At 75.0% G+C, this 15,765-nt stretch carries 7 protein-coding genes; 6 read left to right on the top strand and 1 reads right to left on the bottom strand.

Annotated features, from left to right (window positions below; all coding sequences use genetic code 11):
- The first annotated feature begins 39 nt into the window (after window positions 1–39).
- The gene (locus ACZ6S8_RS37280) at window positions 40–3,276 is read left to right on the top strand and encodes an AfsR/SARP family transcriptional regulator (protein WP_469462543.1); all 3,237 of its coding nucleotides are present in this window, start codon (window positions 40–42) and stop codon (window positions 3,274–3,276) included.
- 187 nt (window positions 3,277–3,463) lie between these two features.
- Here ACZ6S8_RS37280 and ACZ6S8_RS37275 read toward each other — a convergent pair whose 3' ends face one another.
- Window positions 3,464–3,646, bottom strand: a complete 183-nt coding sequence (locus ACZ6S8_RS37275) for a hypothetical protein (RefSeq protein WP_469462541.1) — start codon at window positions 3,644–3,646, stop codon at window positions 3,464–3,466.
- Between the two features lie 329 nt (window positions 3,647–3,975).
- Here ACZ6S8_RS37275 and ACZ6S8_RS37270 point away from each other — a divergent pair, with 329 nt between their 5' ends.
- From ACZ6S8_RS37270 to ACZ6S8_RS37250, 5 genes are all read left to right on the top strand, one after another.
- Complete coding sequence (locus ACZ6S8_RS37270) at window positions 3,976–5,400, top strand: helix-turn-helix domain-containing protein (protein ID WP_469462540.1); 1,425 nt, start codon at window positions 3,976–3,978, stop codon at window positions 5,398–5,400.
- Between the two features lie 148 nt (window positions 5,401–5,548).
- Window positions 5,549–11,956 (top strand): amino acid adenylation domain-containing protein, encoded by a 6,408-nt coding sequence (locus tag ACZ6S8_RS37265; protein ID WP_469462539.1) that lies wholly within the window; start codon window positions 5,549–5,551, stop codon window positions 11,954–11,956.
- The gene (locus ACZ6S8_RS37260) at window positions 11,953–12,750 is read left to right on the top strand and encodes a thioesterase II family protein (RefSeq protein WP_469462538.1); all 798 of its coding nucleotides are present in this window, start codon (window positions 11,953–11,955) and stop codon (window positions 12,748–12,750) included. The genes ACZ6S8_RS37265 and ACZ6S8_RS37260 overlap by 4 nt, the downstream gene beginning before the upstream one ends.
- A 61-nt stretch (window positions 12,751–12,811) precedes the next feature.
- Window positions 12,812–13,852 carry a TauD/TfdA family dioxygenase gene (locus ACZ6S8_RS37255; protein WP_469462537.1) on the top strand — a complete coding sequence of 347 codons (1,041 nt, stop codon included), beginning with the start codon at window positions 12,812–12,814 and terminating at the stop codon, window positions 13,850–13,852.
- 5 nt (window positions 13,853–13,857) lie between these two features.
- Window positions 13,858–15,714: a non-ribosomal peptide synthetase gene (locus ACZ6S8_RS37250; protein ID WP_469462535.1), complete on the top strand. Its 1,857-nt coding sequence runs from the start codon at window positions 13,858–13,860 to the stop codon at window positions 15,712–15,714.
- Window positions 15,715–15,765 lie beyond the last annotated feature (51 nt).

Genomic DNA, 15,765 nt, shown 5'->3' with positions numbered 1-15,765 from the left:
CCGGACGCGGTGGTTTTCCGGATCCTCGGACCGTTACAGGTGACCGGCCACGCCGGGCCGGTGCGCATCCCCCCGGGCCGGCAGGAGGTCATCCTCGCCGCGCTGCTGCTGGAGGCGAACCGGGTGGTCAGCACGGACTACCTGGTCGACCTGATCTGGGACGACGAGCCCCCCGACACGGCGCGCACGCAGGTGCAGATCTGCGTGTCCCGACTGCGCAAGCTGTTCAGTTCGGCGGCGATCGCCGCCGCCATCACCACCCGGCCCCCCGGGTACGTCCTCAAGACCGAGGGCGACCTGGTCGACGCCGCGATGTTCGCCCGCACGGTGGCCGAAGCCCGTGCGCTGGCCAAGCAGGGCGGGCTGACCGGAGCGGTGGAACTCCTGCGCGCGGCAGCCGAGTTGTGGCAGGGCGACTGCCTGAGCGGGGTGTCCAGCGAGACGCTGCGCAGCAAGGCGTTGCAGCTGGACGAGGAGCGGCTCACCGCGGCCGAGACGCGGATCGAGCTGGAGCTCGACCTGGGCCGCCACCACCAGCTGGTCGGGGAGATCCAGCTGCTGGTACGGGTCCACCCGCTGCGGGAGCGGCTGCGCGGTCAGCTGATGCTGGCCCTGTACCGCTCGGGCCGGCAGGCCGAGGCCCTGGAGAGCTACCGGGTCGGGCGCGAACTGCTGGTGGAGGAGCTGGGCCTGGAGCCGGGCGGCGAGCTGCGGGCGCTGGAGTCGGCGATCCTGGCGGGCGAGGTCCCGCCGCCGTACCGTCCTGCCACCGGCGGCTACGGCGGCGCGGTGGAGGCCGCGGGCACCGACGACCCGGCGCCGGTCGCCGGGTCGGGTCCGGAGCCGGGCACGGGTTCCGGTGCGACGGCCGCGGGCCGGCCCACCGCCCCCGGCGAGCCGTCCGGCGCGCTGCCGGGCCGGACGTCCCCGCTCCCGGCGGCGGACGGGGCGGCCGCGTACCGCGACGAGGTCCCGCGCCAGCTCCCGGCCGACACCTCGGACTTCGTCGGCGACGAGGAGCAGATCGAGCGGATCGAGCGGACGCTGCTGGGCGAGGGCGGGCAGCGCGCGGTCGGGCTGGCCGTGGTGGTGGGCAAGCCCGGTACGGGCAAGTCCACGCTGGCCACGCACATCGCCCACCGGCTCAGCGAAACGGGCTTTCCCGACGGCCAGTTGTACTGCGACCTGCGGGGCACGGGTGCGCCCGCGACCTCCGCCGAGGTGCTGGGCCGGTTCCTGCGGGCGCTCGGCATCCCCGGGGCGGTGATCCCCGAGTCGCAGGACGAGCGGGCCGAGATGTACCGGACCCTGATGGCCTCCCGCCGGGTGCTGGTCGTCCTGGACGACGCGGCGTCCGAGAGCCAGATCCGGCCGCTGCTGCCGGGCAGTCGCAGCTGCGCGGTGCTGGTCACCAGCCGGGTCCGCCTGACCGGGCTGCCCGGAGCGCACCGGATCGAGCTCGACGTCATGAGCACCGAGCACGCGCTGGAACTGCTGGTCCGGGTGATCGGTGCGGACCGGGTGCAGCGCGAGGGGGCGGCGGCCGAGGCGCTGATCCGCACCGTGGGCGGCCTGCCGCTGGCGCTGCGCATCGTGGCCGCCCGGTTGGCGGCGCGCGCGCACTGGACGCTGGCCTCGATGGTGCACCGTCTCGCCAACGAGCGGCACCGCCTGGACGAGCTGACCCACGGCGAGATGACGATGCGGGCCAGCCTCTCGCTCACGCACGACGGGCTGGCCGCCCCCGACCGCCGGCTGCTGCGGCTGCTGAGCCTCGCGAAGGGTCCGACGCTGCCGGGCTGGCTGGCCGGGGCGCTGCTCGACGACGACCGGCCCTTCCCCTCCGACCTCCTCGAACCGCTGGTCGACGTACAGATGCTGGACGTCGTCGGGGTCGAGTCCACCGGGGGCTTCCGCTACCGGTTCCACGAGATCATCCGGGTGTTCGCGCGGGAGCAGCTCGCCGAGCACGACGAGCCGGCCACTCAGACGGCGGCGCTCGGCCGGATGCTGGGCGGCTGGCTCTCGCTGGCCGAACAGGCTCACCGGCGCATCTACGGCGGGGACTTCACGGTGCTCCACGGCAGCGCTCCGCGCTGGGAGCCGCCGGCCGCCTGTGTCGACGAGCTGCTGGTGGACCCGCTGGAGTGGCTGGAGAGCGAGCACGCCAACCTGGTGCAGGCGGTGGAACACGCCGCCGAGGCACGGATGGACGAGCTGTGCTGGGACCTGGCGACGACCCTGACGACCCTATTCGAGGGCCGGGGCTACTTCGACGAGTGGGAGCGCACGCACCGGCTGGCCCTGGAGGCCGTCCGGGCCGCCGGGAACACGCGGGGCACGGCCGCCCTGCTCAGCTCGCTCGGGGTGCTCCACCTCGGCCGGAGCCAGAAGGAGGAGTCCCGGACGGCGCTCACCGCGGCGCTCGGGCTGTTCCAGGAGCTGGACGACCGCCACGGGCTGGCCCTGTGCCACCGGGACCTGGCCCTGCTGGAGCGGATGCGGGGCAACGAGGAGGGCGCGCTCACCCTGTACGACCGGGCGCTGCGGGATTTCGACCGGGTCGGTGACGTGGTGGGCCGGGCCATCGTCCTGACGCAGAGCGCGCAGATCTGGATGGTGCGCGGACAGTCCTCGGCCGCGCAGGACCGACTGGACGAGGCGCTCGGCATCTACCGTTCGGTGGGGTACATGGGCGGGCAGGCGCGGACGCTGCGCCGGGCGGGTCAGCTGTTGCAGTCCCAGGGCGAACACGAGCGCGCGGTACGGACGTTCAGCGAGGTGCTGGAACTGTGCCGGGACAGTGGGGACGTGATCGGAGAGGGGCACCTGCTGCGGGACCTGGGGCACGCGCACGCGGAGCTGGGGCGGGGCGAGTCGGCCCGGGGGTTCTACGCCCAGGCGCTGTCGGTGCGCGAGCAGATCATGGACCAGGGAGGCGCGGCGGTGGTCCGGCTGGACCTGGCGCGGCTGCTGATGGCGGGCGGCAGCTCCCGTGAGCGCTCCCGTTCCCGGGAGCTGCTGGAGAGCTCGGTCCGGGTCTTCCGCGAGCGGCGGATGGATGCGGAACTGGCCGAGGCGGAGCGCCTGTTGGCCTCCGGAGCACTGCCCGCCCGGACGATCGGTCCGGTCCTGGGCCAGGCGCTCGCGCAGGTACCGGTCGGGGGTTCGGTGCTCGGCGCGGCCCTGGGTGCTGCGCCGGGTTCGTCCGTGCACCCGGCCCTGGGCTCGGGCGCCCTGCGCGCACCGGCTACGGGGTCCGCGGCCGGGGTCTGACGTCGGCCCGACGCCGGCGGTCCGACGGTCGAGGTCTGGCGGTCGGGGATGTGGCGGTCGGGGGTCTGGCGGTCGCCGGCTGGCGGTCGGGGACTCGGCGGTCGGGGTGCGGCATCGGGTGTCGCACCGCCTCGGCTCCGGCCGTTCCGGGGAGCCGGTCGAGCCGGTCGAGCCGGTCGAGCCGGTGTCAGTCCCACGGGTTGGTGTCGGTGGAGGTGCTCGGCGACGGGGTGGCCGTCGGGCCGGTGACGCCGGCGGTGGTGGCGGGGGTGACCGGTCCGTCGGCCTGGGCGACCTGGGTGCCGAGGACGGCCGCTCCGGCGATGGCGACGGTGACGAGAGCGGTGCGGAAGGCGGTGGCGAGCGTCATTTTCCGTGTCCCTTCATCGGTGCGCTCCGGGTTTTCCGGGGCGCTTCCTTCGTTCTGGGCACCACGTTAGGAACGGCCGGAATCCCCGCACCGGCCCCGCTCCTATCCCCGCGCTATCACGGTTCTGGAGACGCGATAGGCGCCGCGGAGAACGGTGATAGCGGCGTCGTGGACGGCGGGGGCGGGGCCGCCGGGTGATAGGACCGGCTGCCGGGAGCGGTTCGTGCGGGGATGCCGGGGCGATAGCGCGCTGCCGACGATGGGAAGCAGGAACCGGGCCGTGTCACCCCAGGCCCAGCCGTTCCCCACCACCACCGCCGGGAGCGCACATGAACAGCACGGCCGACGTCGCCGCCGCCCTCACTCCGGTACGGGACACCCCCCGTCTGGGCATGCTCATCAGGACCCACAGGCTGCGGATAGGCCTCACCCAGCGGGAGCTGGCCGACCTGTCCACGATCAGCGTGCGGGCCATCCGCGACCTGGAGCAGGGCAAGGCGAGACGGCCCCGCCCCGACACGGTGCGCCTGATGGCGGACGCGCTGCGGCTGGGCGCCCGGGCCCGGACCGCGCTGGAGGCCGCCGCCCAGCAGGGCCGGGCGACCGGGGCGGGCTGGGAGCGGCCGCCGGCGCCGCCGACCGCGCTGCACCCGATGGTGGGCCGGGACGCCGAGGCGTCGGTGCTGGAACGGGAGCTCGCCTCGGGGGCCGAACGCCTGGTCCACCTGGTGGGGCTGACCGGGGTCGGCAAGACGCGGCTGGCGCTGGCGGTGGCCGAGCGGCTGCACGGCGCCGGGCTCCCGGTGCTCTGGCACGCCTTCCCCGGTGCGGCGGCCGACCACCTCGGATGCCCGGAGGGCGAGCCGGCGGCCCTGGTCGCGGCGGCGGTGGCCGAGCTGCACGCCCCGGCCCCCGCCCCCGGGTACGACGGCACCGGCGGCCGTACGGACGGCGACTGCGGTGGCGGCGCCCACGGGGGCTCCCTCACCGGCGCCGTCGACTGCCTCGCCGAACTGCTGGGCGACCAGGCCGGGTTGCTGGTGCTCGACGGCGCCCCGGCGGGCACGCTGCGGTTCGACCGGCTGACCGGGCTGCTGCGCGCCTGCCCCGGACTGCGGTTGCTGGTCACCTCCGACCAGCCGTGGGAGGTGCCCGGGGAGCGGATCTTCCTGCTGGCCCCGCTGGAGGTGCCGGCCGCGGGTGCGGTGGATCCGGCGGCCCCGGCGGTGCGGGTCTTCCTCGACCACGTCCGGCGGGTGCGGCCCGAGTTCGCGCCGACGCCGGCCGACGCGGAACGGGCCGCGCGGGTCTGCCGGGGGCTGGACGGGCATCCCGGCGCCCTGGCCGCGGCCGCCTCCTGGCTGGTGGTGTGCGACCTGACCGCCCTGTGCCGCAGCCTCGACGAGGACCCGGTGGCCCTGCTGGACCACCTCGGGGGCCGGGCGGGCACGGCCGGCTTCCGGGGCGCTCTGGGGCACCGCCTGGCCCGGCTCTCGCCCGCCGCCCGCGGACTGCTGGAGGCGCTGTGCGCGGGCGGCGGGGACGAGTTCGACCTGGCCGGGATCACCGCCCTGACCGAGTCCCCCGGCCGGCCCGGTCCCGGTCTGGCGGAGGCCGGCCGGATGCTGCGCGAGCTGCTGATCAGCGGTGTCGTACGGGCCGCGCACGAGGGCGGCAACTCCCGGTTCCGGGTGCTGGGCCTGGTCCGGGCCGCCTGCCGGGCGCCGCGTGCGGCGGCCGCCACTGCCGCCTGAACTGCTCGCCGAGTGCCGGAGCAACTGCCGCAGGGGCCGGGGGCCCGCGGGTTGGATGGCGTACGGCCGGACCACGCAGCAGATCTCGTACCCGCACGTGAACGGATCTCGACCGCCCGCCACGGAGACCATTTTGAGGAGCCCGCGCATGTCCACCGAGCCGTCTGAACAGAGCAGCGCCGCGCAGGGGCCGGCCGCTGTGCGGCTGCCCCTGTCGGCGGCGCAGCGCGACATCTGGATGGCCCACGGGCTGGACGCGTCCGGCTGCCGCTACAACATCGGGGAGTACCGGGAGATCCTGGGCGATCTGGACGCGGGGCTGCTCGCACGGGCCTGGTACCAGCTGGCCCGCGAGGCGGACTGCCTGCGCATCCGCGGCACCGGATCGGACGAGGACGGCACCGGGGACGGCGGCCTGTGGCAGCTGGTCCACTCCGAGCCGGGCGACCGGCAGCTGGAGCTGCTGGACCTGGGCGGCGAGGCCGACCCCGCCGCGGCGGGCCGGGCCTGGATGTCGGCGGAGCTGGCCCGCCCGTTCGACCTGGAGGGCGGCTGGCTGACCCGCCACGTCCTGATCGCCGCGGGTACGACGGAGCAGGGCGAGCGCCGGTGGTTCTACTTCCACGCCTTCCACCACCTGGCCGTCGACGGCATGGGCATCGCTCTGATGGACCGGCGGCTCGTCGAGCTGTACGAGCGGGCCGCGGCCGGTGAGCCCTGGGGGCCGAGCCCGTTCGGGTCCCTGGCGGACCTGCTGGCCGAGGACGAGGCGTACCGGACGTCGCCGGAGGCCGCCACCGACCGGGCGCACTGGGCGGAGCACCTCGCCGGGCTGCCGCAGACCCCGCGGCTCGGCGAGGGCCGCAGCGGGCGTACGGCGCCGGGTGCGCTGCCGTTCGTACGGCGGACGGTGGTCCTGCCGCCCGCGCGGGCGGACCGGCTGCGGGAGGTGGCGCGGGCGCACCGGGCGCCGTGGACGATGCTGGTGATCGCGCTGGTCGGGGCCTACGTGCACCGGGCGGGCGGGAGCAACGAGCCGGTGCTGGGGCTGCCGGTGACGGGGCGGCGTACGGAACTGGCGCGGCGCACGCCGGGCATGATGTCGAACGTGGTGCCCCTGCGCGTGCCGGTGGCGCCCGACGGGACGCCGGCCGAGCTGCTGGCGGTGGTGGTCGGGGAGACCCGGCGCGGACTGGCCCACCAGCGCACCCGGTACGAGGACGTCTGCCGGGACCTGGGCCTGGGCGAGTCGGAGCGGCGGATCTCGGCTCCGCTCGTCAACATCATGGCGTTCACCCCGGGCATGCGGTTCTGCGGGTTCCCGACCACGCAGCACAACCTGAGCAACGGGCCGGTGGAGGACCTGGCGGTCGGCGTCTACGACCTGGGGCCGGAGGGCGGGCTGCGGATCGACTTCGACGCGGCGCCCGAGGTGTGCGACCTCGCGGTGGTGGCCGGGCACCAGGACCGGTTCCTGCGGTTCGTCGAGCGGACCGTCGAGGCGATGGAAGTACCGGTCTCCGAGCTGGAGTTGCTGGGTGAGGCCGAGCGGCGCCAGGTGCTGGAGGAGTGGACGGGCACGCGGACGGACATCGGCGGGGCCACCCTCGTCGACCGCTTCGAGGAGCAGGTCCGACTCCGACCCGACGCCCGCGCCCTCGTCTGCGGCGACGAGGAACTCACCTACGGAGAACTCGACTCCCGCGCCAACCGCCTCGCCCGCCACCTCGCCGCACGGGGCCTGGGCCGCGGAGACCTCGCCGGCATCCTCCTCGACCGCGGCACCGACTTCGCCATCGCCCTCCTCGCCGTCGTCAAGACCGGCGCCGGCTACGCCCTCCTCGACCCCGAGTTCCCCGACGAACGCCTCACCGGAACGGCCGTCGAGGCGGGGGTGCGGGTGCTGGTGACGGACGGCGCCCACCGCGGGCGGATCGCCGGGCCGTGGGACACGGTGTCGGTCGACACCGACCGGGAGGCGGTCGGCGCCCGAGCGGACGGGCCCCTGGGTGTCCGGCTGACGCCGGCCGACGTGGCCTGCGTGATGTTCACCTCCGGCTCCACCGGACGCCCCAAGGGCATCCTGTCCTCCCACCGCAACCTCGTCTCGACCGTCACGTCCCAGACCTACGCCGGCTTCGGCCCGGGCGAAGTCTTCCTCCAGTGCTCACCGGTGTCCTGGGACGCCTTCAGCCTGGAGTTCTGGGGGGCTCTGCTCCACGGCGGCACCACCGTCCTCCAGCCCGGACAGCGACCCGAACCCGCACTCATCGCCGCACTGTCCCCGCGGTGGGGCGTCACGATGCTCCAGTTGTCGTCGAGCCTGTTCAACTTCCTGACCGACGAGCACCCGGAGTCCTTCACCACCACGCGGATCGTGTACACGGGCGGCGAACCCGCCTCACCCACCCACGTCCACCGCCTCCACGCCCTCTTTCCCGACCTGGCCGTCACCAACGGCTACGGGCCCGCCGAGTCCATGGGCTTCACCACCACCCACCCCATCCCGGTCTCCGACTCGGTGCCGGGGACCGTTCCGATCGGGCGGCCCCTCACCAACAAGCACGCGTACGTCCTCGACGCGCGGCTGCGCCCCGCCCCGCCCGGGACCACCGGCGAGCTGTACCTCACCGGTGACGGCCTGGCCCACGGCTACCTCGCCCAACCCGCCACCACCGCCGCGAGCTTCGTCCCCAACCCGTACGGCGCACCCGGCTCGCGCCTCTACCGCACCGGCGACCAGGCCCACTGGGACACCGACGGAAACCTCCACTACACCGGCCGCACCGACACCCAGATCAAGATCCGCGGCTTCCGCATCGAACCCACCGAGATCGAGACCGTCCTCACCACCCATCCCAGGGTCGCCCGGGCCACCCTCGTCCACGCCGGTGACCTCACGGCCTACGTCACCCTCACCCCCGGCCCCGGCCTCGCCCCGGCGGCGCTGCGGAGCTGGCTGCGCGAGCAGCTGCCCGAGCACATGGTGCCCGCGCGGTTCGCCGTGCTGGACCGGCTGCCGCTGACCGCCAACGGGAAGATCGACAAGCGGGCCCTGCCCGCTGTCGAAGCACCGCTGACCACCGGGGGCCGCCAGCCGCGGACCGAGATGGAGGAGATCGTCCGGACGCTGGTCGGGGAGGTCCTGGAGTCGCCCGTACCGCTGTCCGTCGACGACAGCTTCTTCGACCACGGCGGCCACTCCCTGCTCGCCGCCCGCCTGGCCAACCGCATCGGCGTCGTTCTCGGCGTCACCCTCACCCTCCGGGACGTCTTCCAGCACCCCACGCCGGCCGCGCTGGCGCGGCAGGTCATCGCCGCGTCGGGCCGCCCGGTGCTCCCGCCGCTCACCCGGGCCGCGGCCCGGCCGCAGCAGCCGCCGCTCTCCTTCGCCCAGCAGCGCCTCTGGCTGGTGTCCGGGCTCCAGGACCGGGGGACCTCGTACAACGTGCCGATGGCCGTCCCGCTGGACGGGGTCGTGGACGTCGGGGCGCTGCGCGCCGCCTTCGCCGATGTGGTGGACCGGCACGAGCCGCTGCGGACCCGGTTCACCACCGTGGACGGCGAGCCGCGGCAGGTCGTCGACCCGGCCGCCGAGCCGTTCTTCGAGGTCCGTACAGCCGCCCCGTCGGACCGGGAGGCCGAGCTGCTGGCGGCCGCCCGGCACCCGTTCGACCTGGCCGCGGAGCACCCGCTGCGGGTGACGCTGGTGCGGACCGGGGAGGCGGAGTCCACCCTGCTCGTCCTGCTGCACCACATCGCGACCGACGGGCAGTCGCTGCGTCCGCTGTTCGACGACCTGTCCAGCGCCTACGCGGCCCGGCTGGCGGGGCGCGCCCCCGACTGGGCCCCGCTGCCCGCGGACTACACCGACTACGCGCTGTGGCAGCGGGCCGCGCTGGCCGACGGCGGGGCACTGGAGGACCAGCTCGCCTACTGGAAGACCGCCCTGGCGGGGCTGCCGGAGGAGCTCGGGCTGGTCCACGACCGGCCCAGGCCCGCGGTGGCGGGGCAGCGCGGCGGGGCGGTGCACGTCGACTTCGGCCCGGAACTGCACAAGCGGATCGTGGAGCTGGCGCGCGTCGAGCGGTGCACCCCGTTCATGGTGCTCCAGGCGGCGCTCGCCGCCGTGTTGACGCGGATGGGTGCGGGGACGGACGTCCCCCTCGGCTCGCCGGTCGCGGGCCGTTCGGACGAGGCGCTGTCCGGGCTGGTGGGGTTCTTCGTCAACACCCTCGTGCTGCGGACCGACACCTCGGGCGATCCGGCGTTCCGCGCGCTCCTGGCCCGGGTGCGCGCCGCCGACCTGGACGCCTTCGCCCATCAGGAAGTGCCGTTCGACCTGGTGCTGGAGGCCGTCAACCCGGCCCGCTCGCTGGCCCGGCACCCGCTGTTCCAGGTCTGTCTGGCGCTGGAGTCGGGGCCGGCGGTGGCGCCCGACCTGGCGGGCCTGCGGGCCGGGGCCGCGGAGCCGCTGGCGACGGGAGCCGTCAAGTTCGACCTGGAGTTCCTGCTGCGGGCCGAGCCGGACGGGCCGCTGACGGGTGCGGTGCTGTACAGCTCCGACCTGTACGAGCCGTCGACGGTCGAGCGGCTGGCGGGCATGCTGCGGCGCGCCCTGGAGCACGTGGTCGCCGCTCCCGACGTGCGCCTGTCGGAGCTGGAGTTGCTGGGTGAGGCCGAGCGGCGCCAGGTGCTGGAGGAGTGGACGGGCACGCGGACGGACATCGGCGGGGCCACCCTCGTCGACCGCTTCGAGGAGCAGGTCCGCCTGCGCCCCGACGCCCGCGCCCTCGTCTGCGGCGACGAGGAACTCACCTACGCGGAACTCGACTCCCGCGCCAACCGCCTCGCCCACCACCTCGCCGCACGGGGCCTGGGCCGCGGGGACCTCGCCGGCATCCTCCTCGACCGCGGCACCGACTTCGCCATCGCCCTCCTCGCCGTCGTCAAGACCGGCGCCGGCTACGCCCTCCTCGACCCCGAGTTCCCCGACGAACGCCTCACCGGGACCGCGCGGGACGCGGCGGTCGGCGTCCTCGTCACGGACGCCCGGCACGGGAACCGGGTCAGCGGCCCGTGGACGGCGGTGCTGGTCGACGCGGACCGCGAGGCCATCGGCCGGCAGGACTCCGGGAGCCCGGACGCCGGCCTCACGCCCGCCGACGTGGCCTGCGTGATGTTCACCTCCGGCTCCACCGGACGCCCCAAGGGCATCCTGTCCTCCCACCGCAACCTCGTCTCCACGCTCACCGCCCAGACCTACGCCGGCTTCGGCCCGGGCGAAGTCTTCCTCCAGTGCTCACCGGTGTCCTGGGACGCCTTCAGCCTGGAGTTTTGGGGGGCTCTGCTCCACGGCGGCACCACCGTCCTCCAGCCCGGACAGCGACCCGAACCCGCACTCATCGCCGCACTGTCCCGGCGCCACGCGGCGACGATGCTCCAGCTGTCCTCCAGCCTCTTCAACTACCTCACGGACGAGCACCCGGACACCTTCACCACCACGCGGATCGTGTACACGGGCGGCGAACCCGCCTCCCCCACCCACGTCCACCGCCTCCACGCCCTGTTCCCCGACCTCGCCGTCACCAACGGCTACGGGCCCGCCGAGTCCATGGGCTTCACCACCACCCACCCCATCCCGGTCTCCGACCGGCCGACCGCCACCGTGTCCATCGGGCGCCCGCTCACCAACAAGCACGCGTACGTCCTCGACGACCGCCTGCGCCCCGCCCCGCCCGGCGCCACGGGCGAGCTGTACCTCACCGGTGACGGCCTGGCCCACGGCTACCTCGCCCAACCCGCCACCACCGCCGCGAGCTTCGTCCCCAACCCGTACGGCGCACCCGGCTCGCGCCTCTACCGCACCGGCGACCAGGCCCACTGGGACACCGACGGAAACCTCCACTACACCGGCCGCACCGACACCCAGATCAAGATCCGCGGCTTCCGCATCGAACCCACCGAGATCGAGACCGTCCTCACCACCCACCCGGACATCACGCAGGCCACCCTCTCGACCCATCCCGACCACCACAACACGCCCCAGCTGACGGCGTACCTCGTCTCCACCGCGCCGGACCTGTCCGCCCAGGACGTCCGCCTCTGGCTGCGCACGCTGCTGCCCGACCACATGGTCCCGGCGTTCGTGGTCCTGCTCGACCGGCTGCCCCTGACCCCCAACGGGAAGATCGACAAGCGGGCGCTGCCGGTCCCGCAGGCCGCGGCGACCGTCGGCGGGCGCGGCCCGCGGACCGAGCTGGAGGCGTCGGTCCTCGCCTACTTCGCCGAAGTCCTGAACACGACGGAGCCGCTCTCCATCGACGACGGCTTCTTCGACCTCGGCGGCCACTCCCTGCTCGCCGCCCGCCTCACCAACCGCATCGGCGCCACCCTCGGCGTCACCCTCACCCTCCGCGACGTCTTCCAGCACCCCACCCCCGCCACCCTCGCCCAGCACGTCGAGGGCCTGCGGCGGTCCGAGCCGGCGGCGCCCCGGCGGGCCAGGCCCGCGCTGCGCCGCCGCACCCCCGACCAGGAACGGAGTTCCTCATGAGCAACGACACGTACCCGGACTTCACCCCCGCGCCCGACGACGTCGTGTGGGACCTTCCGGGCGACGGCCCGCAGCGCACCTCGCTGCTGGTCCTGCCGCACGCAGGCGGCAACGCGCACGCGTACGCCGAGTGGCGCGCGCACCTGCCCTCCGACGTGCGGCTGCTCATCGGCCAGTACCCGGGCCGCGGTGCCCGCTTCGCCGAGGACCTGCCCCGCACGATCGGCGACCTGGCCGGCCCGGTCGTGGCGTCCCTGCCCGCCGGGACCACCGACGACCTGGTGGTCCTCGGACACAGCATGGGCTCGCTCGTCGCCTTCGAGGTGGTACGGGCCCTGCAGGCGGCCGGCCGGACCCCGCGGGCCCTGGTCGCCTCGGCCTGCCGGGCGCCGTTCCTGGCCAACCCGTGCGCGGTCCACCCCGAGCGGCTGGACGACGACGAGCTGGTCGCCGCCATCAAGGAGCGCGGCGGCACCGACGACGGGATCCTCGACGAGCCCGAGCTGCGGGAGATCATCATCCCGTCGATCCGCGCCGACTTCGCCATCGACGACGTGTACCGCTGCGAGGAGTCCGAGGCGCGCGTGGACTGCCCGGTGACGGTGATCGGCGGGGACGCCGACCCGGTCGCCCCCGCCGAGACGCTGGGCCGCTGGGCCCGGATCACCGACCGGCCCTTCGCCTCGTACGTCCTGCCGGGCGGCCACTTCTACTTCCAGCAGCAGCTGCCCGAGTTCTTCGCCGTGCTCGCGCCGCTCGTCGGCGGGCAGCTGCCCGCTCGCGCCGCAGCCTGACCCGTCCCGGCCCGTCCGGACCCTTCCCGCCCCGCCTCCGCACCCCTTTGAGGACCTTGCCATGACCACGTTCGCAGACGCCCCCACCGACACCGGCATCAGCCCGATCCGCGAGGCCGGCAAGCCGGTCGTCGTCCACACCCCGGCCGGCGCCGACCTGGAGACGGCCGTCGCCTGGCTGAACGCCCACCGCGCCGACATCCAGGCCGAGATGCACCGCTCCGGCGCCGTCCTGCTCCGCGGGCTGCCCGTGTCGGACGCGGCCTCCTTCGCCGCCGCCCGCGACGCGCTGATCCAGCGGCGTGCCGGGTACAAGGAGAAGGCCACCCCGCGCACCGACTTCGGCGAGGGCGTCTTCTCCTCCACCGACCTGCCGGCGGTCCAGCCGATCCGGCTCCACAACGAGAACAGCTACACCCTCGACTTCCCCGGCGTGCTCCTGTTCGGCTGCGTGATCGCGCCCGAAGAGGGCGGCGCCACCACCGTCGGCGACATGCGCGAGGCACTGCGGCTGCTGCCGCCGGAGCTGGTCGAGCGGTTCGCGCGTGCCGGCTGGCTGCTCGTGCGCAACTACTCGGAGCTGGCCGGGCTGCCCTGGTACAAGACGTTCGCGACCGAGGACAAGGCGGTGGCGGAGGCGTACTGCGAGGAGAACACGGTCGGGTACGAATGGGTCGACGAGGACGACTCGATGATCACCCGGCAGCGCCGGTCGGCAATCGTGACGCACCCCGTGACCGGCGAGCAGAGCTGGTTCAACCACTTCGCCTTCTGGAACAGCCGCACCCTCGACCCGGACATCCGGGAGGTGCTGCTGGAGACCTACGGCGAGGACGGGCTCCCCTTCAACACCTACCTGGGCGACGGCACCGCGCTCACCGACGCCGAGGTCGACGCGGTCAACGCCGTCTACGACCGGGTCACGGTGCGGGAGACCTGGCAGCAGGGCGACCTGATGATCGTCGACAACATCCTGTGCGCCCACGGCCGCGAGGCCTACAAGGGCGACCGCAAGATCCTCGTCGCCATGGGGGACCCGGTCGCCCTGGCCGACTGCGCCCCCGCCACCCAGCCGTCCACCACCGCGTTCGCCGGGGAGTGAGCACCATGACCGCCGTACTTCCCGAGCGCTCCCGCACCGAGCGGACCCCGCGCCCCGCCGCGGACCTCCTGGCGCGCCTCGCGCTGGCCCCCGCCGGCCGCACCGCCGTCGTCGCGGGCGACCGCGAACTGAGCTTCGGCGCCCTGCGCGCCGAGGCCATGCGGATCGCCGCCCGCCTCGCGGCCCGCGGCATCGGCCCCGAGAGCGTGGTCGCGCTCGCCCTGCCGCGCGGCGCCGACCTCGTGGCCGCGCTGATCGGCACCCTGACCGCGGGCGCCGCGTACCTGCCGGTGGACCCGAAGCTGCCCGCCGAGCGGCGCCGCTACCTGGTGGAGGACTCCGGCGCCGACCTGGTCGTCACGGCCGGCCCGGACGCCGAGCCGCTCGCCGCGGGCGTCGAGCACCTCGCCGTGGCCGATCTGACCGCGCCGGGCGCGGGTCCCGACCCCGCCTACGCCCCCGTGGCCGTCCGGGGCGACACGCTCGCCTACGTCATCTACACCTCCGGCTCCACCGGGCGCCCCAAGGGCGTGGAGATCGGCCGGGCCGCCGCCTCGGCGCTGCTCGCCGAGCTGGAGGGCGCGGACATCGCCGTCACCGACGGCGGGCGGGTCGGCTGGAACGCCTCCCCGTCCTTCGACGCCTCCGTCCAGCAGTGGGTGCGCGTCTGCCGCGGCGACACCCTCGTGATGATCGACGAGGAGACCCGTGCCGACCCGGCCCTGCTGGCCCGGTTCGTGGACGAGCAGGCGCTGACCGACCTCGACATCACCCCCTCGCACGCCGATCCGCTGCTGGACCTGCTCACCGCCGACGGCGGCCCCCGCCCGCTGACCCTCCTGATCGGCGGCGAGGCCGTCGCCCCGGCGCTCTGGGCCCGCCTCGCCGAGAAGGGCGCGCAGGGGGTGCTGCGCACGGTGAACCTGTACGGGCCCACCGAGTGCACCGTGGACTCCACGGCCGGCTGGGTCGACGGGGCCGACACCCCCCACATCGGCAGCGTGCTGCCGGGCCTGCGGATGCGGGTGCTGGACGAGAAGCTGAACCCGGTCGGCGTGGGCGAGGGCGGCGAGCTGTACCTCGCGGGCCCGCGGGTCGGCCGCGGCTACCGGCGCCGGCCCGCGCTGACGGCGGAGCGGTTCACCGCCGACTCCGGCGAAGGCGCCGCGTACGGCGGCCGGATGTACCGCACCGGCGACCTGGTGCGACTGCTGCCGGGGGGCCGGCTGGGCTACCTGGGCCGGGCCGACGGCCAGGTCAAGCTGCGCGGGCACCGCATCGAACTCACCGAGATCGAGGCCGCGATGACCGCGGTGGACGGGGTCGCGGAGGCGGCCGTGCTGCTGCTCGACGAGGTGCACGGGGCTCCGGGGCTGGTGGCGTACTACCGGGCGGCGGACGGCCGGGCCACCGAGGGCGCGCTGCGCGAGCACCTCGGGGCGGCGCTGCCCGCCTACATGCTCCCGGCGGCCTTCGTGGCCCTGGACCGCTTCCCGACGACCACCAACGGCAAGCTGGACCGGGCGGCGCTGCCCGCCCCGGTCGCCGCCGGCCCGGTGACCGCCGCCGCGGCCGAGGGCTTGACCCGCTCGCAGGAGCTGATCGCGGGCGTGTGGGCGGCGGTGCTCGGCGCCTCGCGCATCGGGCCCGACGACAACTTCTTCAAGCTGGGCGGGCATTCGCTCCTCGCGATCAAGCTCGTGTCCCGGGTCCGGGCCGAACTCGGCGTCGCGCTCCCGGTGAAGGCCGTCTACGCCCACCCCCGCCTGCGGGACCTCGCCGCCCACCTCGACACGCTCGTCGCGGGGGGGGGCCGCGGGGGGGCCCCCGCGCCCGCCCCGTTTGTGCGGCACCGGGCTTAACCCGGAAACCGGGGGGGTGGGGCCGCGCCCCGGGGGGGGGGGGGGGGGGCG

Source organism: Streptomyces sp. NPDC048461 (genome assembly GCF_055587105.1).
Note: the sequence above shows the minus strand (reverse complement) of the source record. Positions and strands in the feature narration are given on the sequence as shown.

What these genes read in the sequence shown, in the direction of transcription:
- ACZ6S8_RS37275 (WP_469462541.1), bottom strand. Translation starts at nt 3,646, where the DNA reads ATGACGCTCGCCACCGCCTTCCGCACCGCTCTCGTCACCGTCGCCATC.
- ACZ6S8_RS37270 (WP_469462540.1), top strand. Translation starts at nt 3,976, where the DNA reads ATGAACAGCACGGCCGACGTCGCCGCCGCCCTCACTCCGGTACGGGAC.
- ACZ6S8_RS37265 (WP_469462539.1), top strand. Translation starts at nt 5,549, where the DNA reads ATGTCCACCGAGCCGTCTGAACAGAGCAGCGCCGCGCAGGGGCCGGCC.
- ACZ6S8_RS37260 (WP_469462538.1), top strand. Translation starts at nt 11,953, where the DNA reads ATGAGCAACGACACGTACCCGGACTTCACCCCCGCGCCCGACGACGTC.
- ACZ6S8_RS37255 (WP_469462537.1), top strand. Translation starts at nt 12,812, where the DNA reads ATGACCACGTTCGCAGACGCCCCCACCGACACCGGCATCAGCCCGATC.
- ACZ6S8_RS37250 (WP_469462535.1), top strand. Translation starts at nt 13,858, where the DNA reads ATGACCGCCGTACTTCCCGAGCGCTCCCGCACCGAGCGGACCCCGCGC.